At 33.3% G+C, this 22,122-nt stretch carries 16 protein-coding genes; 3 read left to right on the top strand and 13 right to left on the bottom strand.

Features of this window, described 5'->3' with window-relative positions:
* Positions 1 to 95: 95 nt before the first annotated feature.
* Positions 96 to 4,436: a hybrid sensor histidine kinase/response regulator transcription factor gene (locus tag ABS764_RS00455; protein ID WP_408078847.1), complete on the bottom strand. Its 4,341-nt coding sequence runs from the start codon at positions 4,434 to 4,436 to the stop codon at positions 96 to 98.
* Between the two features lie 274 nt (positions 4,437 to 4,710).
* On the opposite strand from ABS764_RS00455, the gene ABS764_RS00450 reads away from it, so the two are divergent.
* The gene (locus ABS764_RS00450) at positions 4,711 to 7,326 is read left to right on the top strand and encodes a beta-glucosidase (RefSeq protein WP_408078845.1); all 2,616 of its coding nucleotides are present in this window, start codon (positions 4,711 to 4,713) and stop codon (positions 7,324 to 7,326) included.
* A 180-nt stretch (positions 7,327 to 7,506) separates the two neighbouring features.
* Here ABS764_RS00450 and ABS764_RS00445 read toward each other — a convergent pair whose 3' ends face one another.
* From ABS764_RS00445 to ABS764_RS00410, 8 genes are all read right to left on the bottom strand, one after another.
* On the bottom strand, positions 7,507 to 7,938 hold the full coding sequence (locus tag ABS764_RS00445) for a protease complex subunit PrcB family protein (RefSeq protein WP_408078843.1): 432 nt from the start codon (positions 7,936 to 7,938) through the stop codon (positions 7,507 to 7,509).
* Between the two features lie 16 nt (positions 7,939 to 7,954).
* Entirely contained in the window at positions 7,955 to 9,118 is a 1,164-nt protein-coding gene (gene bshA, locus ABS764_RS00440; protein ID WP_408078841.1) for an N-acetyl-alpha-D-glucosaminyl L-malate synthase BshA, read from the bottom strand.
* Between the two features lie 130 nt (positions 9,119 to 9,248).
* Complete coding sequence (locus ABS764_RS00435; protein WP_408078839.1) at positions 9,249 to 9,731, bottom strand: ABC transporter ATPase; 483 nt, start codon at positions 9,729 to 9,731, stop codon at positions 9,249 to 9,251.
* Between the two features lie 57 nt (positions 9,732 to 9,788).
* Positions 9,789 to 10,580, bottom strand: coding sequence for a (Fe-S)-binding protein (locus tag ABS764_RS00430; RefSeq protein ID WP_408078837.1), 792 nt, complete (start codon positions 10,578 to 10,580; stop codon positions 9,789 to 9,791).
* Between the two features lie 71 nt (positions 10,581 to 10,651).
* Positions 10,652 to 11,989 (bottom strand): 4Fe-4S dicluster domain-containing protein, encoded by a 1,338-nt coding sequence (locus ABS764_RS00425; RefSeq protein WP_408078835.1) that lies wholly within the window; start codon positions 11,987 to 11,989, stop codon positions 10,652 to 10,654.
* A gap of 9 nt (positions 11,990 to 11,998) precedes the next feature.
* Positions 11,999 to 12,958: an MlaD family protein gene (locus ABS764_RS00420; protein ID WP_408078833.1), complete on the bottom strand. Its 960-nt coding sequence runs from the start codon at positions 12,956 to 12,958 to the stop codon at positions 11,999 to 12,001.
* Positions 12,959 to 13,005: 47 nt separating this feature from the next.
* Complete coding sequence (locus ABS764_RS00415; protein WP_408079738.1) at positions 13,006 to 14,127, bottom strand: N-acetylmuramoyl-L-alanine amidase family protein; 1,122 nt, start codon at positions 14,125 to 14,127, stop codon at positions 13,006 to 13,008.
* 45 nt (positions 14,128 to 14,172) lie between these two features.
* The gene (locus ABS764_RS00410; RefSeq protein ID WP_408078831.1) at positions 14,173 to 15,225 is read right to left on the bottom strand and encodes an N-acetylmuramoyl-L-alanine amidase family protein; all 1,053 of its coding nucleotides are present in this window, start codon (positions 15,223 to 15,225) and stop codon (positions 14,173 to 14,175) included.
* 81 nt (positions 15,226 to 15,306) lie between these two features.
* On the opposite strand from ABS764_RS00410, the gene ABS764_RS00405 reads away from it, so the two are divergent.
* Together ABS764_RS00405 and ABS764_RS00400 are read left to right on the top strand one after the other, a co-directional pair.
* Complete coding sequence (locus ABS764_RS00405) at positions 15,307 to 18,036, top strand: putative LPS assembly protein LptD (RefSeq protein WP_408078829.1); 2,730 nt, start codon at positions 15,307 to 15,309, stop codon at positions 18,034 to 18,036.
* 49 nt (positions 18,037 to 18,085) lie between these two features.
* Entirely contained in the window at positions 18,086 to 18,466 is a 381-nt protein-coding gene (locus ABS764_RS00400; RefSeq protein ID WP_408078827.1) for a RidA family protein, read from the top strand.
* Here the strand turns inward: ABS764_RS00400 and ABS764_RS00395 are convergent.
* The 4 genes from ABS764_RS00395 to pfkA form a co-directional block, all read right to left on the bottom strand.
* Entirely contained in the window at positions 18,456 to 18,830 is a 375-nt protein-coding gene (locus ABS764_RS00395) for a methylglyoxal synthase (RefSeq protein WP_408078825.1), read from the bottom strand. The genes ABS764_RS00400 and ABS764_RS00395 overlap by 11 nt on opposite strands.
* Before the next feature lie 5 nt (positions 18,831 to 18,835).
* Positions 18,836 to 19,687 (bottom strand): N-acetylglucosamine kinase, encoded by an 852-nt coding sequence (locus ABS764_RS00390; protein WP_408078823.1) that lies wholly within the window; start codon positions 19,685 to 19,687, stop codon positions 18,836 to 18,838.
* A 122-nt stretch (positions 19,688 to 19,809) separates the two neighbouring features.
* Entirely contained in the window at positions 19,810 to 20,814 is a 1,005-nt protein-coding gene (gap, locus tag ABS764_RS00385) for a type I glyceraldehyde-3-phosphate dehydrogenase (RefSeq protein WP_408078821.1), read from the bottom strand.
* A gap of 78 nt (positions 20,815 to 20,892) precedes the next feature.
* Positions 20,893 to 21,879, bottom strand: a complete 987-nt coding sequence (gene pfkA, locus ABS764_RS00380; RefSeq protein WP_408078819.1) for a 6-phosphofructokinase — start codon at positions 21,877 to 21,879, stop codon at positions 20,893 to 20,895.
* Positions 21,880 to 22,122 lie beyond the last annotated feature (243 nt).

Genomic DNA, 22,122 nt, shown 5'->3' with positions numbered 1-22,122 from the left:
ATACTCAGGTTTTTAAATTGTAAAAAACAAAAAACCGGGGGAGGTAAATTGATAAATAACAAGGGTGATTTATCTAAAATACACAACTAAATCCATTATTTATAAAGACGACGGTACTCTGCCGGGGTATAATTAAATTTGGATTTAAAACATTTTCCAAAATATTTTAAATCATTAAAACCTACTTCAAAACATATTTCTTTTATTAACATGTCTTCTTTTTTAAGCATCTCCGCAGCTTCATTTAATCTTATGTCCCGAATAAATACTACAGGCGATACTCCCGTAAGATCTTTTAATTTATTAAAAAAACTTGCCCGTGACATACACATCAATTTACCTAATTCTTCAACTGAAAAATCAGTTTTAGAAATATTATCCTTTACTAATTTGATTACCTGAAACATGAATTTGTGATCCTGATTAGAAATCTGTAAAGTTTTTTCGATTGGAATTTCAGTAATATTACCTGTAGAATATAAAAACTGAAGACGTTTCCGTTGTTCCAGAATATTTTTGACTCTGGCTTTTAAATAACTCAGTTCAAATGGTTTGGTCAAATACTCATCTGCTCCATACTCCATTCCTTCTAATTTACTTTCAACAGAAGATTTAGCACTAAGCAAAATTACCGGAATGTGACTTGTCGCAATATTATTTCTAATTAATTTTAGCATTTCTATCCCATCCATTTGGGGCATCATTACATCACTAATGATAAAATCCGGATTCAATGTTGTTGCTTTTAAATGTCCTTGTATACCATTTTCGGCGATATGTATACTATAATCTGATTCTAAAACCGAAACAATAAAAGCTCTTAACTCCGGGTCGTCTTCCACAATTAATCCTGATGGTTTATTTTTGTTCATTTCCACTGATACCGGAAGTATATTTTTATTTTCTGATTTAGCTGCTTCTGATGAACCTTTATCTGTTTGCTGAAATACAAGATCTGCTTCATGATTAAAATGCTCATAACCTTTTAAAAAATAAAGCTGAAAACAACTTCCTTTATTAGGTTCACTATCCACCAGTATAGTAGCTTTATGCTTATCTGCCAAATCTTTTACTATCGAAAGTCCAATTCCGGTACTGGGGTTATTGGGGTTTTCATTGTAATTGGAAAAACGTCTGAATAGTCGTTTTTGAAGTACAGGACTAATTCCCGGTCCGTTATCTTTGACTTTTATAAAAATATGCTTATCGGTTTCTCCAATGATTACTTTAATTACATCATTTTTATGACAATATTTAAATGCATTTGAAATTAAATTTACTAAAATTTTATCCAGACTATCTGAATCAGCCCACACTTTCAAATCCGAAGCTTTGATTTTTAATTCTAATCGTATCTTCTGCTGTAAGCTCATTTCTCTAAAGTTTTCACAAACGTTCGAAACAAAATCCACTACATTAATCTCAGAGACTTCTAATCTTTTGTTTTGAATTCTTCTTAAATCTAAAATTTGATTTACCAGATTTAAAAGTCTGTTACTGTTCCGTTCAATACCCTGAAGCTGAATTTTAACCGAATCGGAAATTGTTTTATCTGACAGCATTTTTTCTAACGGCGCTGTAATCATAGTAAGCGGTGTTCTTATTTCATGTGATATATCCGTAAAAAACCTTAGTTTTAACTCTGATAATTCCTGTTCAATTTGTACATCGTTGCGTAATTTTATGATGGTTAAAAAAATTCGTCTTATCAAAATAAAAAGACCGATAGCTATCAAAAAATAACATACAAACGCAAAATTGGTCCACCACATTGAAGGACGTATGGTGATTTCTATTTCTCGTTGATTATTTACCCATAAATTATGGCTGTTTGTAGAAGACAGTAAAAGTGTATATTTCCCCCTTCCTAAATTGGTATAATTTATGGATTGTCCGCCTTTTATATAATTCCATTCTTTATCAACTCCTTCTAACTTATACTGATAAACAACATTCTCATTTTTGATATAATCTAAAGCAGCAAACTGAATTCTTAAGAAATTCTGATCATGTTCCAATACAACCTTTTTCAGTAAATCCGGATTTTTAGGGTTTTTAGGATTTATTTCATAGAGTTCTTTATTATTAACAGCAAATCCTGTTATAGCCAAATAGGGTTTAAAATCAAAAGAAGGAATATGAGCAGGATTGAAATAAATTGCACCATCAGAATACCCCAGTACAATCTGACCATTAGCAAGACGACATTTTGTTGCCTCTGAAAAAATTTCATTTTCAATAAGTGCTTTTATTTTAGGAAATGTTTCGGCTGTATTTTTTTTAATATCAAAACGAACAATTTGATTGTCCCCCATCAGCCAGATTTTGCCCGACTTGTCTTCCTGCATACCTATGACTTCATCCATAGGAAAATTAGCGTTCTCTGTAGCAAAATTTTGAAAATTCAGCTCCCTTTTCCTGTTCAGATCAGCTACCTGAATCCCTTTTCCATTAGTTCCTAACAGTAATTTATTGTCTGAAGTCACTAATATATCCAGAATATCATTGCCTGAAACCTGAGGAAATTCTTTAAATTCTAATTTATCAGAAATTTTATTCTGTTCTGTAAAAGAAAACAGATTATACGACGAAACAAAAAATAAATGCTGATACTTATCTTCCACTATCGAGCGTACCCTATCAGCAATTTTTATAGGATAATTTTTCCAGATGTTTCTGTAATTAATAAAACGTATTCCTTGATTTGTTTCCTGCACAAGATTTACCCCGCCTCCCCATGTGGCCAGGTAAATTTTACCCGAAGCAGACTGGAAAATTTTATAAATATCGTTTGCACTGATACTGAAAGGATTTAATTCATTGTAAGTATAATGAAGCACTTTAAATTTAAACGGTTTTTCTGTTGGTATCAAACAAAATAAACCATTTCCTCTGGTTCCTACCCATATTCTACTGCTATTATCCTGAAAAATTGCATAGATATCGGCTCCCCATCCGGGACTGTTTTCCGATAAAGTTCCGTCAGATCCTAAATATCCTATTTTTTTCTTATCAGAATCAAATATTGTAATTTTCTGAGAACGACTGGCAACCCATAAATTCTTCTTTTTGTCCTCCATTAAAGCTCTTACATTATTATTCTGTTTACGTTTAGACAAATCTGATTTCAGTGTAGAGAAAACGGGATTATTAAAAATTATTAAATCCAATCCTTTTCTAAAAGAACAAAACCATAAGTTTCCCTGATTATCAAATGCTGTTGCGTGCATAACATCTGAAGCTTCATCAATAGATTCTTTTATACAATGGGATATCGAAAGCAATTTATTTTGTTTTTGATCCCAGTAAGACAACGACTCTCTATTAGGCTGAATCCAGATGGTTCCATCAGCTCCGGTAAGGAAAAAAGTTTTTCTTTTTACTTTAGCCGCCGTAGGGTCACTTATATCACTATGGAGATGTGTTACTTTTTTTGTCTCTAAATTAAACTGATAAATCCCCGATTCTGAGTTATCAAACCATAATTCTCTTTCATTGGTTATCCCCATATAATTGATATTTCCATTAGGGAATCCTGCAACCGTTTTATTATTATAGATTGTTGATTTACCTGACTTTATATCGTAATAATAAATTCCCAAAGAGGCTGTAAAAATCAAGATTTTTGCAGCTGTAACATTTTTAATTTTAGTGATATTTGAATCAATACGAAGTTGAACATCAAAAAAAGTACTTGTGGTTTTAGAATATCGTATCAGTTTTCCATTAGTACCCCCAAACCATAATTCATCATTTAATTCCATTACAGTATTGATTGAATATGATTTTCCCGAAAGCCCGGTCATATTAAAAAACATATATTCAGGATGAATCTCTGTTTTCTTTAACCTGCAAATACCATATTTTGTTAAGAACCATGTAGTTCCCATGGCATCTTCAAATATTTCCTGAATTCTTGTTCCCTTAAGTTTAGAGGAATTAAATAAAATGATTCTTTTTTCATTATTGGGTTCTAAAACAATCAAATTACTGCTGTTCTGAGAAGATAACCATACTCTTCCTGAAGGCATTACTTTATAATCAACAATGAAATATTTTGAAAACGCATTATTTTTTTCTTCTAATGGAAAATGATAACTAAGAGTTGCAGTATCAAAATAATACACTTCCTTTTTTTCAGATTTTATCCAAATTCTGCCTTTTTTATCAAATTTAAAACTGGAAACACGATTAGAAGCCAAGTTTAGTCTTCCTTTTTGAACCACTTCAAAATTTTGAAAATTATTACCGTCATACCTTATCAGACCATTATATGTACCCAACCAAATAAATCCTTTAGAATCTTGCTGAATCTCGAGAATATTTGACTGACTCAACTTTACATCATGAGAAAAATGTTTTAAAACTCCGACAGGCTGAGCCAAACAATTCTCAATAATCAGATACAATAAAGTAAGAAGTATTTTTTTTTTCAAAATTTATTATTTTTTTATTACCGGATGTACAAATGTATCAAATTTACTTTTGGAACATAAATCATGACTTCCTGCTAGCAATTTACCACCCTTTAAATAGCATTTTGTCTCCATTTTAATATGCTGTCAATAGTTCAAACCTAACGAAAAGCTTTACTTCACCTGTAAAATAGTTATTTAACCCAATCCAGTGAATATTTTAAAAACTAAATTTGTTAGATCAGTAATTAAATTTTATATTTTCATATAACTAAAACCTTTAAACCAAAAATTAATGACAAAAACACATATTGGGGTGTTATTATTTAGTCTTTTAACACTAAGCACCTTTGCACAAAAACAATTTCCTTATAAGAATCCGGATTTACCAATTGAACAAAGAGTAAATGACTTAGTGTCGAGAATGACTATTGATGAAAAAATAAGTCAGTTAATGGATTCTTCACCGGCAATTGACCGTCTTGATGTCCCGCAATACAATTGGTGGAATGAAGCCTTACATGGAGTTGCCCGTGCTGGTTATGCCACTGTTTTTCCACAATCTATATCTATTGCATCTTCGTGGGATCGACAGTTAATTTTAGACGTTGCCACTGTCATTTCGGATGAAGCGCGCGCCAAACACCACGAATATTTAAGAAATGGACAACATGGTATGTATCAGGGATTGACTTTCTGGTCACCCAATATCAATATATTCCGTGATCCTCGCTGGGGTCGCGGACATGAAACGTATGGAGAAGATCCTTATCTTACGGGACAACTTGGACTAAATTTTGTAAATGGTTTGCAGGGCACCGACTCTAAGTATCTAAAAGTAATTGCAACGGCTAAACATTATGCCGTTCATTCTGGCCCTGAACCTTCACGCCATCATTTTAATGCTGAAACCAGCGACATTGATCTATATGAAACTTACCTTCCGGCATTTCGTACTCTGGTAAAAGAAGGACATGTGTACTCGATCATGGGTGCGTATAACCGTTTTAGAGGAGAATCAGCCAGTGCGAGTCCGTTTTTATTTAATATTCTTCGAAAAGACTGGGGCTTTAATGGATACATTGTATCTGATTGTGGTGCTGTTACCGATATCTGGAAATACCATAAAATTACTAATGATGCAGCATCGGCATCGGCATTAGCCGTAAAAAACGGATTAGACTTAGAATGTGGAAGTAGTTTTAAAGACTTAAAAAAAGCATTAGATTTTAAATTACTTACTGAAGCTGACATTGATATTACGTTAAAACGTCTTTTTACTGCCCGCTTTAAGCTGGGTATGTTTGATCCGGAAGACAGGGTAAAATATGCTCAGATTCCGTATGCTGTCAACAACAGTCCTGCACACGATTATCTTGCCAGAGTGGCTTCTCAGAAAAGTATTGTTTTATTAAAAAATCAGAATCAGACACTTCCTCTTTCTAAAAAAATAAAAACTGTTGCCGTTATTGGTCCAAATGCTGATGATGTTCAATCTTTATGGGGCAATTACAGCGGTATTCCAAGCAATCCTGTCACCGTATTAAAAGGCATTAAAAACAAATTAGAACCAAATACAAATGTGCTATATGCCAAAGGTACTGATCTGGCTAAAGGAGTACCAGAAATGAAAGTGATTCCATCAGTTTATTTTCAAAATGAAAACGGTAAACAGGGTTTAACAGCTCATTATTTTGACAATAAAGAATGGGAAGGAAAACCTCTTTTTAGCCGTACAGATGATAATATAGATTTTCACTGGGATATAAATACTCCTGACCCACGCATGAAAATGGGTAATTACAGTGTAAAATGGACGGGATATATTGTAGCACCAAAAACCGGAACTTACAGTATATCTGAATGGTCAAAACCTTATATGACTGTAAACATTGAAGGAGGAGAAACTAGCGGTGGAAAAAACAATCACCATCCCCGTATTCGTGCTCAAAAAATAGCACTAGAAGCAGGAAAAAAATACAAAATAGAAGTAAAATACCAGAATTTCTATGGTGATGCTATTGCTCAGCTTTTATGGGCAGAACCAGAAGAAAATTTAATTCAGCAGGCTACGGATGTTGCTAACCAGGCGGATGCTATAGTATTAGTTTTGGGATTGAATGAACGCTTAGAAGGTGAAGAAATGAAAGTTGAAGCTGATGGGTTTGCAGGCGGAGACCGTACCAGTCTTGACCTGCCTGTTAATCAAAGAGAACTAATGAAGGCGATGGTTGCTACAAAAAAGCCGGTGGTTCTAGTACTGATAAACGGAAGTGCTCTGTCTATTAACTGGGCAAACGATAATGTTCCTGCAATCCTTACCGCCGGATATCCCGGACAACAGGGCGGAAATGCAATTGCCGATGTAATTTTTGGTGATTATAATCCTGCTGGACGATTAGCAGTTACTTATTACAAATCGGCTGACCAGCTTCCTGATTTCGAAAATTATGACATGAAAGGCCGTACTTATCGTTATTTTAACAAAAAACCATTGTACCCTTTTGGTTTTGGGTTAAGTTATACCTCTTTTAAATATAGCAACTTGCAAGTTCCAAAAATGAATAACCCTGAAAAAGATTTTAAAGTATCTGTTGACATAACTAATACAGGAACGTATGATGGTGATGAAGTAGCTGAACTGTATCTTAAAGATGAAAAAGCTTCTACTCCCCGACCAATATGGCAATTAGAAGGTTTTGAACGCATTCACCTTAAAAGTGGAGAAACAAAAACAGTTCATTTTACAATCAGTCCCAGACAACTTTCTCTGATAAATAAAAAAGGTGAGCGCGTAATTGAACCCGGTTGGTTTACTATTTCTGTGGGAGGAAAACTGCCTGATGATTCGAATGAAACGTTACAGCAAAGATTTGAAGTTAAAAGGCAAATATCAGGTTTCGATAAATAATATATTTTCGTTGCAACCCAGGTATTTATAAAATTGTTGCTTTTTTATGTAACGTGGAATTGAACTTTAATTCCACGTTATATTTTTTTACAAATTTAACTACGTGACATTTGTTAATTTTGAAAAATCAATAAATTGGAAGTTAATGTATCTGAGTATTCCTGATAATTATCTAAAAAATTACTTTATAATAATTTTCTTTTTCGAGTTAATTTTTACAACTGTATAAGGATAAGTAATAACCTGCATTAGCATCGCATTTGGATCAGGATTTATTTCACGTACTTTTATTACAATATTTTCATCGGTTTCGATAACGCTGTCAATTGCTATTGCATATCCGGATGTAGGCTTTTCACCCATATTTAAAATTACAAAATTAGATTGTTGTACATCAGCAGCATTTATCTTTCCCTTTAGTTTTTCATCATGTAACAACATTTTAATCTCATCAGCTTCGGAAAGAATTTCATAAAAGTGAATGTTCCCGCCTCCATCATTCTGTTGCAGCAAAACCTCATACATACGGTTAGCGTAACTATTTGTTTTCTTACTTGTTCCGCAGGAAAATAATACTAAAGCAAGGGCTGATAAAAGAAGAATATTTTTCATTTATATGACTATTTTATTATGAAGGCTTACTGGAATGTTTCGTCTTTTTATTATACTTTTTTATTGCTTTATCGTAAATATCAATATACAAAGGTAAAATATGTTTGATATCAAATTTTTTGGCTACTGATAAAGCATTTTCTTTAAATTGAGCTAAAAGGGCATCATCTTTCAGAATTTTTAATGCATTTTGAGCCATTTCATCAATATTTCCTACTTTGCTTAAATACCCGGAAACTCCTTCAAAATTCACCTCCGGTAAACCACCTGAATTACTGGAAATAACAGGAACTCCCCAAGCCATAGCTTCTAAGGCAGCTAATCCAAAACTCTCCGTCTCTGATGGTAATAAAAACAAATCGGAATTACTTAACAGTTTGTCGATTTCATTACTGTTCCCAAAAAAGATTACTTTATCTAATATCCCCAGTTCCTGACATAAAATTTCGGCTTTTTCTTTCTCCGGACCATCGCCCACCATTAGTAATTTAGCCGGGATGTTTTGTTGTATTTTATCAAATATTCTAATAATATCCGGTATTCTTTTTACTTTTCTAAAGTTAGAAATGTGAGTAATAATTCGTTCTTCAGGTTTGGCTATAAGCGTTCGCTGGCAAGGAACATTATATTCTATATTGTTTTTTTCTAATTCTATAAAATTAGGAATTACATGAATATCTCTTTTAATATTAAACAACTTATAGGTATCGTCTTTTAAACTTTGGGACACAGAAGTCACTACATCTGATTTGTTGATACTAAAACTTACTGCCGGTTTATAATGCGGATGATTTCCTACCAGAGTGATATCAGTTCCGTGAAGAGTCGTGATCATTGGTATTTCGATCCCTTCATTTTTAAGCATTTGCTTCGCCATATACCCCGCATAAGCGTGTGGAATGGCATAATGCACATGCAGGACATCAATTTTATAGAGTTTAACCATATCAACTAATTTACTTGATAAAGCTAATTCATACGGCTGATAATGAAATAAAGGATATTCAGGAACATTTACTTCGTGATAATGAACATTGGGATTCAATAATGCCAAACGCACTGGCTGGCTATAGGTAATAAAATGAACTTCATGTCCCAAACGGGCTAATTCTAAACCTAATTCAGTAGCGACAACACCACTTCCTCCAAAGGTAGGATAACAAACTATTGCTATTTTCATGTATAAAATTTAGTATTACGAAAATACTCAAAAAGGACTAAAAAAGAGTTAAATTAAGTTAAAACTAACTATTAATACTGCAAAAACAAAGCATAAAAAAAGGAGAAAAATTTTCCTCCTTTTTATTTTATTAAAAAAATCTACTGTGCCAACTGTCAATTGCGGGAACTTCCCAAGACTCATTATACTCTTGTATCGTATTAATCAGGTTATTAAAAACAATAGTGTTTCCGGTCACTGCTTTATCTTTAACCATTTTTTTAAAATCAATTAAAGGTTTATGCGCAATGTGTTCTCCTAATTTGAACGTGACATTCATTTTATCCAGCAAATCAACCTGATATTTTTGCTCCAGGCTTTGAATAAAAGCTACAGAAGCATCAATAGAGCAACCTGTAGCAAGCTGTACCTCCTGATTGACTGCAATAATTATAAAACGATTGTATTTTAGCTGATAAGAAGCTTCCAAACTAGTTCCGTGAGCAGCCCAGTTTTCGAGGAACTGTTGTAAATCTTTTTCAATTTCAGAAAACTCGGCATCCGAAAATTTTCTATTAGATTGATAAATCCAGATTCTGGATTCTTCGGGTAAATTTTCAAATGGTACGTACATTTTGATTTTAGATTTTAAATTGTTGATTTTAGATTTTTAGTAAATCAGAAACTCCCTTTACAAATCCTGTGCATTAGCGATCAGTTCGGCAATATCCATCACCTTTACTTCGCCTTCTTTTTCTTTATTTTTAATTCCGTCAGTCATCATAGTATTACAAAACGGACATCCTGTAGCAATAATATCCGGTGCGGTTTCAAGAGCGTCTTCGGTCCTTTCAACATTCACTTCTTTATTCCCTTTTTCGGCATCTTTAAACATTTGCGCTCCACCGGCTCCACAACACAATCCATTAGCTCTGGAACGTTTCATTTCTACCAATTCTACATCTAATTTTTCAATTAAATTACGGGGTGCTTCATATATTTTATTGGCTCTTCCTAAATAACAGGGATCATGAAAAGTAATTTTTTTACCTTTAAATTGACCTCCTTCAACAGCTAATCTGCCATCATCCAATAAAGATTTTAAAAATTCGGTATGATGAATGACTTCATATTTACCGCCCAATTCAGGATATTCATTTTTTAAAGTATTAAAACAATGCGGACAGGCAGTAACAATTTTTTTGGCTTCATATGCATTTAAAACCTCGATATTCATCATGGCCTGCATTTGAAACAAGAACTCATTTCCGGTTCTTTTGGCCGGATCTCCGGTACAACTTTCTTCGGTTCCCAGCACTGCAAAGGAAACATTGGCATTGTTTAAAATACGTACAAATGCTTTCGTTATTTTTTTAGCTCTATCGTCAAAACTTCCCGCACAACCTACCCAAAACAAAACTTCAGGTTGTTTTCCTTGGGCGAGCATTTCTGCCATTGTAGGTACTATTAAATTTTCTGACATTTCTTTCTGTTTAATCGTTGATTTGTTAATGGTTTAATCGGCTAGACGTTTTTACCGAATAAACAATTTAACTATATTTCGTTTTTCCAGTTCAATCGGTCTTGCTGATTGTACGGCCACGGTGCTCCGTTATTTTCAACATTCGTCATCATCGCATTTAGTGTAGCTGGCGCAGCACTTTGTTCCATTACTAAATAACGACGCATATCCATAATAATCGATAACGGACTAATACTTACGGGACATTCTTCCACACAGGCATTACAGGAAGTACAGGCCCAAAGTTCTTCGGGAGTTATATAATCGTTTAATAATGTTTTATTATCCGGAACAAAAACGCCTTTATTAGCATCTATATTTTTACCTACTTCCTCCATCCTGTCACGGGTGTCCATCATAATTTTACGAGGTGATAGTTTTTTACCCGTAATATTGGCCGGACACGCAGAAGTACATCTGCCGCATTCTGTACAAGTATACGCATTTAACAGTTGTACCCAGTTTAAATCCTGAACATCACTGGCTCCGAATTTAGCCGGAACCTCACCTTCTGCTGCGGCCGGAGCTGCAAACGGGTCTGCGTTAGGATCCATCATCATTTTCACTTCTTTAGTAACTGATTCTAAGTTATCAAATTTCCCAAGCGGATTCAAATCGGCAAAATAAGTATTGGGGAACGCTAAAAGGATATGAAGATGTTTGGAGAAATACAAATAGTTCATAAATATCAGAATCCCTACAATATGTAACCACCAGAATAATTCATAAAACAATGCTACTAAATCACTGTTGACACCGTTGAATAATGGCGCAAGAAACTGGCTTACCGGAAAGGAACCTGCTTTAACAAAATGAGAATAACCTCCGGGAACATGCTGTAAATGCAAATCAGAAGCGTTCATAAAAAGAAACAAAAACATTAATATTGTTTCAAAATACAAAATGTAATTAGCATCATTTTTAGGAAATCCTTTCAAATCAGGATTTATAAAACGTTTTAATTTGATTACATTTCTTCTGATCCAAAATACCGTTACTGCAACAATAACCAGTAAGGCTAATATTTCGAAAGATGCTATTAATACATCATAGAAGCCACCTAAAAAAGGAGCAAAAATCCTGTGAGTTCCAAATAATCCATCAATAATGATTTCGAGCAATTCAATATTTATAATTACAAAACCTGCATAAACTATGATGTGAAGAAAACCTGCAACAGGTCTTTTAACCATCTTAGACTGCCCCAAAGCAATCATCGCCATGTTTTTCCATCTCTGTTTTGAATTGTCTTTTCTGTCAATATCAATTCCTAAATTTACATTGCGATAGATTTTTTTAATATTGGAAATAAAATAGCCGAAACTAATAATTAAAATTATTGCAAATAATATATTGTCTAAAAAACTCATATTTTGTTATTATTTACTATCAGAAACTGTATCTACAGGAGCTTTGTAAGGCTTGTTTTTCTTTCCAAAAAGAGAAACGTTAATGTATCTTGTAGGATACAGTCGAACATCCTGAAGCAATAATTCTAATTCTTTAGTAGTTTTGGTAAGATTATTATAAAAAGCCTCGTCTTTTAATAATTTCCCCATACTTCCGTTTCCGGATTCTAAATCTGTCATAATCACATTGACTTTAGCTAAAGTGGTATTCAAACTTTTAACTGTTTTTCCCATATCAGCTTTATTTAAAGAATCGGATATTTTAGCAAAATTACCCGACATTTTATTAAAGTTAGAAACGGCTGAGTTAATTTGAGTTTTATTTTCTGTAATTAAAGAATTCATTCCCGCAGAAGCCTGATGAAATTGCTCCATTGTTTTACTTAACTCAGCTATGGTTTTCTTTAAATCTTTTTGGGTTTGCTGATCTAAAACAGTATTAATTCCGGTAACTAACGTATCAATATTCGTTAATACTTTTTCTAATTTATCCTGAAGTGGAACTAATTTTTTGCTTAAGGATTCTGTCATTCCTAACTGAACGTTTCCTGCCAGCATATCACCTTGTTCTACAACCGTTTTATCATTAAAATTTGGCTCGATTAAAATTTGCTTTCCTCCTATAAATCCTGGCTCATAAATAACAGCACGACTGGATTTTGAAATAGGAAAATCGGTTTTAATTTGCAATTCAACTAATAACTTTCCATCATTAGGATTAATTGTAATCTGTTCTACCTTACCAATAACCAAACCGTTTAAAGTAACGGCTGCTGAGGGAGCTAAGCCCTCTACACTATTATATTGTACATATAGCGTGGTATAGGTATTAAAAAGATCTTTCCCTTTTAAGAAGCTATATCCCCAAATAAATAATAATATAGATGCAATTACTAAAATTGCTGTTTTAATTTCTCTTGTTAGTTTCAAAATATAAGTATTTAATGCAAATTTAATATAAATATTAAAACCTGACGTTATTTAATTGCTTCCTGAATATCTATTTTAACTCCATCTTTATATGCTACTAAAAATGCTGAACTGAACCCCTTAGCTTTCGCTTCGGCTAACAACTCTCTTGAAGTCTCATAATCACTGGTTTGACCGTAAAAATACTTATAATTTTTACCAATTGGTTCAATAGATAAATCTTTTAATCCTTTAAAATTTTTAGGAACTAATGCTATTTTTTTACTCGAAAGAGCTAATTGTACTTTAAAAACAACATCTTTCTTTGCCTCAACTACAGTTTCTTTTTTAGGAGCTGCTGCTTCCGGAGCTGTAGTTTCAACCATTTTTTGCGAAGGTTTTACCGCTGGTTCCAACTCTCCTGAGCCAAAATATTCGTTTTTATAACTAATAATTGCATCAGCAATCGCTCTTGCTATCTCATTCTGTCCTTCTTCAGAAGCCAATATTCTTCCTTCGGCAGGATTCGAAATAAAGCCCATCTCGATAAGAATTCTTGGCATATAAGCCTTATGAAGAACCATAAAAGGAGCTTGTTTTACACCACCGCCTCTTATTTTTTTTCCTAAACTGGCAAACTGACCTTCTACCTTACTGGCTAATGAAATACTGTTATCTAAATATTCTTCCTGCATCAAGGTAAAACCAATCATAGTTTCCGGAGAATTAGGATCAAAACCTTCATACTTTCTTTTATAGTCTTTCTCCAAAGTAATAACAGAGTTTTCCTTTTTAGATGCTTCAAGGTTTGAAGCAATCTTCGTCATCCCCATCACATATGTTTCCGTACCGTCAGCCGAAGTATTCCTGTTGGCATTACAGTGAATGGAAACAAAAATATTAGCGTTTGCTCTGTTAGCAATATTAGCTCTTTCAACTAAATCAATAAAGACATCTGTTTTTCGGGTATAAATCACATCTATTTTAGGAGTGGATTCCAGAATTTTTCCCACTTTTAACACAACTGCCAAAGCAATGTTTTTTTCTACATAACCATGATAAGAAGCTCCAAAATCGTGATCTCCATGACCTGCATCTAGTGTAACTTTAAAAACATCTGACTGACTATATACTGAATTATATACTAATATTAATATTATTACTGCGGTGACTTTTTTAATTTTAACTATTAATTCCAAAATCTTTTATTTTTTTATCTGTTAAATCTAATCCAACTATTTTTTTACCCTGACGATAAATGCTTTTAAATATCCTGCGTTACGTGCTTCTAATTGCTTTTTTTTAGCTTCTGCAAAATCTGAAGTTGCTCCAAACATATATTTATACAGCTTATTTGAAAACTCATAAGATACATTTTTTAATCCTTTAAAATTGCCTGGTTCCAATTTTATTTTTCTCGAACTTGCTAAAAGTTGTATTTTATATAAATCGGCTGATAAATCAGCGTCCTTTTTATCAGCAGTTTTATCATTTGCAGTATAAGCTGATTCTGCTGTTCCATAATTTTGACGCTTGTAATTTAGAATTGCATCGGCAATTTGTTTCGCCATCTTAGTTTGTCCTTCTTCTGAATTTAAAAACTCTCCCTCAGTTTTATTAGACAAAAAACCCAACTCTATCAAAACACTGGGCATATAAGCTGCGTCTAAAACCCACAAAGGCTGTTGTTTTACACCTCTTGAATTTCGCTTTAATTTTTTTGTGAAATTATTCTGTATACCTGATGCCAGACTGATACTGTTATTTAGATTTTCTTCCTGAACCATAGTCAGTCCTATCAATGTTTCAGGTTTTTTAGGATCAAAACCCTGATATTTTGTTTTATAATCTTTCTCAAGCAGAATAACTGAATTTTCGTTTTTGGCAACCTCCAGATTCATATCATATCGTGATAATCCCATCACAAAAGTTTCTGTACCATGTGGTCCTTCGTTTTTAACAGAATTACAATGGACAGACACGAATAAATCAGCTTTTGCATTATTTGCCACCTTAGGGCGGTCTGCCAGTTCAACAAACACATCAGAGGTTCGGGTATAAATGACTTTAATTCCTTTTTCTTTTTCCAGAAAATCACCAATTTTTAAAACGGTTTTAAGAGCTATTTTTTTTTCTACAAAACCGTGATAAGAATTTCCGGGATCTTTCCCTCCGTGTCCTGCATCTAAAATGATTGTAAAAACTTTATTATTCTGAGAAAAAACGGAACTGAATCCTGACAACATTAAAATTGTTATAAAAAAAAAGTTCCTGCTATTAAATTTCATTTTTAAAAGTTAATTTAATTAAAAACACTATGCTTATAAATTTTGTATTTGACTATTTTTGACGAAAAATAATCTGTAAGTTTGACAACTCAAAAAACAAGCCATAATTTTACAAAAATAGCATTTATACCTTTGCATACAAACTTATTTCATATCGTTTTATTATCAATTTCCCTCACATTTGGGGTGTCCAGCATATATTCACAAGATATTAAAACAACAAAAGGCATTGTTGCCAAGCAGCAAAACAAAGCAACTGACACTATTAAAAAAAACACGGTAATTAGTACTGACACTATCAAAAAAGAAAATGACAGTATAAAACCCAAAAAAGCTTTTCTGGATGGAAAAGTGAAATACAAAGCTCTAGGATACACCAAATTAGATAACAAACAAAAACTCACAACTTTATATGATGAAGCCGAACTTTATTATCAGGATATCGAATTAAAGTCGGGTATAATTATAATGGATTATGAAAAAAACGAAGTCTATGCGGGCAGAATTAAAGATTCAGCAGGTAAATACACACAATATCCAAATTTTAAACAGGGAACAAATATTATAGAACCCGATTCGATACGTTTTAATTTTAAAACTAAAAAAGCTTTAATCTGGAACTCTAAAACAGATCAGGGAGAATTTAATGTAAAAGCCTCTATCACAAAAAAAGAAAATGATTCTGTTTACTTTTTAAAGGGTGCCCGTTTTACAACTTCTACTAATAAAGAAAATCCTGAATATTATTTCAGAACTTCAAAAGTAAAATTTATTCCGGGCAAAAAAGTGATTACAGGATTAACAAATCTTGTTATTGCAGATGTTCCTACCCCTATAGCGCTGCCCTTTGCTTTTTTCCCCATGAATAAAGAAACCAGTGTTTCCGGTTTGATATTACCCAGCTATAATGATTCTAATCTCCGCGGATTTTCTTTGCAGAACGGAGGATATTATTTTGCTTTAAGCGATCATTATGATTTAACAGTATTAGGCGATTATTATACAAATGGTAGTTATGGTATGCGATTTGAATCTTCTTATGCCAAAAGATATAAATTCAGAGGAAACGTAAATGTTCGCTTTGAGAATCTGATTAATAGTGAAAGAGGTTATCCGGATTATTCCAAGCAAAACATTTACAATATTCAATGGTCTCATTCCAGAGATACAAAAGCAAATCCCAATTCAAGTTTTTCTGCTTCTGTTAACTTAGGAAGCAGTAAGTATTTCCAACAATCGATTAATCAGTCAAACATAGGTTCATCGTTAAACAATACATTAAGTTCTTCTATTTCTTACTCTAAAACGTTTAATATTATCCCTCAGGCTCGTTTATCATTAACAGCAACTCATTCACAAAATACTCAGACAGAATCCATCAACATGACGTTGCCAACATTGCAATTCAGTCTGGACAGAATCTATCCATTTGTTGGGAAAGACGGAGTAAAGAAAGGATTCTTTAAAAACATCAACCTGCAATATAACTTAAACGGTCGAAATTACATCACCACTACTGATTCGTTATTTTTCAAACCCGAAATGTTCAAAGATGCACAAATAGGATTTCAGCACAGCATTCCGTTAAGCACTAACTTTAAAATTTTTAAATATTTCAGTGCTTCAACATCAGTTAATTATGAAGAAATATGGTATACAAAAACCATTCGTAAAGCTTATGACCCAAATCAGAATACTGTGGTAAATACTACTGTAAATGGTTTTGATGCCTTTAGAACTTATAATTTCTCAGCCAGCTTAGGAACTACTGTTTACGGTACTTTTAATTTTGGAGAAAACAAAAAAATTCAGGCTATCCGCCACGTAATGCGACCATCGATATCCTATGCATACACACCCAGCTTTGAAAAATACTATGATACCTATGCTTCAGATGCAAGTGGAACTATGGACCAGCGATACACCCGATTCGAAGGCGGTATTTTTGGTGCACCGGGATTAGCAAATTCAAATATCATGGGAATAAGTATCAGTAATACCTTTGAAGCAAAGGTAACTGATAAGGATTCAACTAAAACAGAACCGAAAAAAGTGATGCTGTTAAACAATTTAAACCTTTCTACCAGCTATAATTTAGATGCCGATGGTGTCACTACATTAGCATGGTCGCCAGTGAGAGTCAGTACGGGAGCACAATTTTTTGAAAACAAATTGAACGCCAACTTTGCAGCTACATTAGATCCTTATGCAATTGATAATTCAGGCAGAAGAATTAATACATTTAATATTGATAATGGCGGAAGTTTGTTTAGAATGACTAGCGCTAACATCACTTTAAACTACGCTTTATCCAGTAAAGATGGTGATGATAAGAATAATAAAAAAACAGACCAGACAGCCCGAAATGGTGGTCGTGAAGACGATTTATTCGGAACAGCAACCGATTTAACAGACAACAGAAAAAGCATGTTTGATGGCAGTGAAGAAGAAGGAGAAGATACTATTTCTGAATTTTTCAGATCTAAAATTCCATGGGATATGACTTTTGCCTATTCCTTTACTTATGGAAATAACAACAGAGAAAATAAGATTACCGGTAACTCTCTGATGATATCTGCTAATACCGATTTAACACCGAAATGGAAAGTAGGCGTTTCTACAGGGTATGATTTTGTTCAAAAAGGGGTTACTTATACACAGTTGCGATTTGAACGCGACTTAGCCAGCTGGCGAATGAGTTTAAACTGGATGCCTTTTGGTAATAATGCCAACTGGAATTTCTTTATCGGAATTAAATCAGGTATATTAAGCGATATCAAGTGGGAAAAACGAAATTTCAACAATCGTTAATCAGACAAATAAACACAAGTATAAGTTTTATATCTAACAAGCTATTATCATGAAAAAAATAATTTTTACTGAAAAAGCACCGGCACCAATAGGTCCATACAATCAGGCTGTACTTACAGGAAATACACTTTATGTTTCCGGGCAAATCGCAATAAATCCGGTTAATGGAACATTAATAACTGAAACTATTGAGGCTGAGACTACCCAAGTTATGGAAAACCTGAAAGCCATATTAGAAGCCGCAGGAATGACTTTTGAAAGCGTAGTTAAGTCCAGCATTTTTATCCAAAACATGAATGATTTTGGAGCTATCAATACCGTGTATGGTTCTTATTTTAACGAAAAAACCGCTCCAGCTCGTGAAACGGTTCAGGTGGCATGTTTACCAAAAAATGTAAATATTGAGATTTCTGTTATTGCTACAATCTAGTCGAAATTGCATCTAATAACAATTGAGCAGTAGCTTCATTAGTCGCTAACGGCACATTATGTACATCACACACACGAACGAGCATACTAACATCTGGTTCGTGTGGATGACTTGCTAAAGGGTCTTTAAAAAAGAAAACCATATTCGTCTTTCCTTCCGCTACTCTGGCAGCAATCTGAGCATCTCCTCCTATTGGACCTGAAAGCATTTTGATTACATTAAAACCTGCTTTTTCAGCTCTTCCTCCTGTAGTACCTGTAGCAATCAGCTGGATGCTTTCCCGGGATAAAACATCTTTGTTTTTATTTAAAAATTGAACCATGTCAACTTTTTTACCATCGTGTGAAATAATAGCAATTTCCATAAAATCTATTTGTTAGCAATATGGTAAGAAATTAATCCGTCTATCGGTCTTCTTAAAACATTTCCTAATTCTAAATCATATTTATCAAAAGCCAGTTGCAATTCGTCTTTTAAATAATAAGCAATAGACCCCACAAAATGCACTGGTACATCGCTGCAGTTTTCATATTGCATAATATAATTTTTGATAAAAGACTTCATTGCTTTGCGAATAATTTTTTGACAAAACGAAGTGTCTTTATGCTTAATTAAGAACTTTGCAAAAGTGGCTAAATAGGCATTTGGATTTTCTTCTTTATACAATTTATTTTTAATAAAATCAGGATCAACATTAAATTCCTTTTCAAATTCAACGGCTAATTCCTGAGGCATTTTATTAAAATAATATTTTCTGATAAGTTCCTTACCAAAAACATTTCCACTACAATCATCCATAACAATATAGCCTAATGATTGAACTTTTTGATGCAATTCCTTTCCGTCAAAATAACTGCAATTAGAGCCTGTCCCTAAAATACAAACAATGGCTTGCTGATCTTTTGGAGTAGTTGCATATACTGCTGCATACGTATCTTCTTCTACTACTATTTTGGCATGGGGAAAATAATCCTGAAAAACAGCAGATAAGCTTCTTTTCATTCTGTCTGTTCCGCAGCCTGCTCCATAAAAAAACAAATGAGTAGCGCTTTTTTTACTTTGCTGGATATCAAATCGTTCATCTAAACGGGAAATTATCTGATCTCCTTCCAGGATTTCCGGATTCAAACCTAAAGTTTGAGTAGTAAACAATATTTTTCCATGGTCATCTATTGCAATCCAATCGGCTTTAGTAGAACCACTATCAACTATTAATTTCATTTTTTTAGTTTTTAGATGAAGTTTTCTTTAATTTAAAAATGTGATTTTCACATTAATCAAAGGTATAAAATAAGAAAATCCCGTTCGACGCATCGAACGGGATTTTATAAAATTGTAAAATATTATTTTAAACCAGCGATATGAACTGATAAATCAATTAGTTTACTAGAGTAACCGTATTCGTTATCATACCAGGAAACTAATTTAAAGAAAGTAGAGTTCAAACCAATTCCTGCAGTAGCATCAATGATAGAAGTTCTTTTGTCAGAAATAAAATCCTGAGAAACAACAGCATCTTCAGTATACCCCATAATTCCTTTTAATGAAGTCTCAGAAGCATTTTTCAATACAGACATGATTTCTTCATAAGAAGTTTCTTTGGCTAATTTTACAGTTAAATCTACTGTAGAAACGTCAGCAGTAGGAACACGGAAAGCCATACCTGTTAATTTTCCATTCAATGAAGGAATTACTTTTCCAACAGCTTTAGCAGCACCTGTAGAAGATGGGATGATGTTGATAGCAGCAGCACGTCCACCTCTCCAGTCTTTTCTTGAAGGACCATCAGCAGTCATCTGAGTTGAAGTAGTAGCATGAACTGTAGTCATTAAACCTTCAACAATTCCAAAATTATCATTGATAACTTTAGCCAAAGGAGCTAAACAGTTAGTAGTACAAGAAGCATTAGAAACAACTAAATCAGAAGCTTTTGCAGTTTCATGGTTTACTCCCATTACAAACATTGGAGCATCAGCAGAAGGAGCAGAAATAATTACTTTTTTAGCACCACCTTTTAAGTGCTCACTTGCTGTATCAATAGTTGTAAAAATACCAGTACATTCAGCAACTACATCAACATCAACTTCGTTCCATTTCAAATCAGCTGGATTTCTTTCAGCAGTGATACGAATGTTTCTTCCGTTTACATATAATTTTCCTTCTTTTACTTCTACATCTCCATCAAAACGACCGTGAACAGAATCATATTTTAATAAGTAAGCTAAGTGATCTACATCTAATAAGTCGTTGATTGCAACTACTTCTACATTGTCTCTGTTGAAAGACTCTCTAAAAACAATTCTTCCGATTCTTCCAAAACCGTTTATTCCTAATTTTACTTTTGACATTTCTATTTTTATTTATTATTTATTATTCGAATGAAAAAACTTGTGCAAATTTAATAATTAATTTTGCTACAAATTTTATTAAGTTGTTATAATATCAGAAACTCTCAATAATTCTCTGTCAATTTCTGATTTTCCCTTTATTGCCTGTACTAATGGAGTCAGATTTACGCTATCATTTTTTAATCCTACCATAAAATTAGATACTCCGTCTAATAACGATTCTACCGCTTTTACTCCCAAACGGCTGGCAAGTACCCTGTCAAAACAAGATGGAGCGCCACCACGCTGCATATGACCTAATACTGAAACTCTCACATCATATTCAGGTAAATTAGCATCTACATAATCTTTTAATTCGAATACGTTTTTACCTATTTTATCTCCTTCGGCAATTACTACGATACTGGATGATTTTCCTGAAGCTTTACTTTTTTGAAGGGATTCCAGCAGACGATCTAAACCTAAATCTTCTTCAGGTATTAAGATTTCTTCGGCTCCGCCGGCAATACCTGCATTCAAGGCAATATGTCCGGCATCTCTACCCATTACCTCTACAAAAAACAAGCGGTTATGTGAACTGGCAGTATCTCTGATTTTATCAATTGCTTCAACTACCGTATTTAAAGCAGTATCATAACCTAAGGTATGACTGGTTCCAAAAATATCATTATCAATAGTTCCGGGAATTCCCATTACCGGAAAACCATATTCTGAATTGAACATTAAAGCTCCTGTAAAACTTCCGTCTCCACCTATAACCACTAAAGCATCTATTCCTTCTTTTACTAAGTTATCGTGGGCTTTCTTTCTTCCTTCCGGAGTTCTAAATTCAGCGGAACGCGCTGATTTTAAAATTGTTCCTCCTTTATTTATAATGTTATTTACACTTCTGGGTCCCATTTCAATGAAATCACCTTCAATCATTCCCTGATATCCTCTGTAAATACCAACGCACTCTAAATTGTGATAAGCACAAGTCCTGACTACTGATCGTATTGCAGCATTCATTCCGGGAGAATCACCACCAGAAGTGAGAACACCTACTTTTTTTATTGTTTTTTGCATTATTTTTAAAGTATTAAAGTGTAAATTTAGGAAACATAAATTACTTTAACCCTTTCTGCGTTATTATTTTAACTAATCATTATAAATTCAAACGTTTTCGTTAATAAGTTTTAAAAAAACCAAAAAAAGCATCATTTTTTTAATATAAATAGATTTTTAAACAATATAACTAAGAATAACTTATTAATGATATTTAGTTAACATTTGTTAAAAATATAACATGCTGTTAATACCGAAACTAAC

The sequence above is a fragment of the Flavobacterium plantiphilum genome (genome assembly GCF_046000495.1).
Classification (GTDB): Bacteria; Bacteroidota; Bacteroidia; order Flavobacteriales; family Flavobacteriaceae; genus Flavobacterium; species Flavobacterium plantiphilum.
Note: the sequence above shows the minus strand (reverse complement) of the source record. Positions and strands in the feature narration are given on the sequence as shown.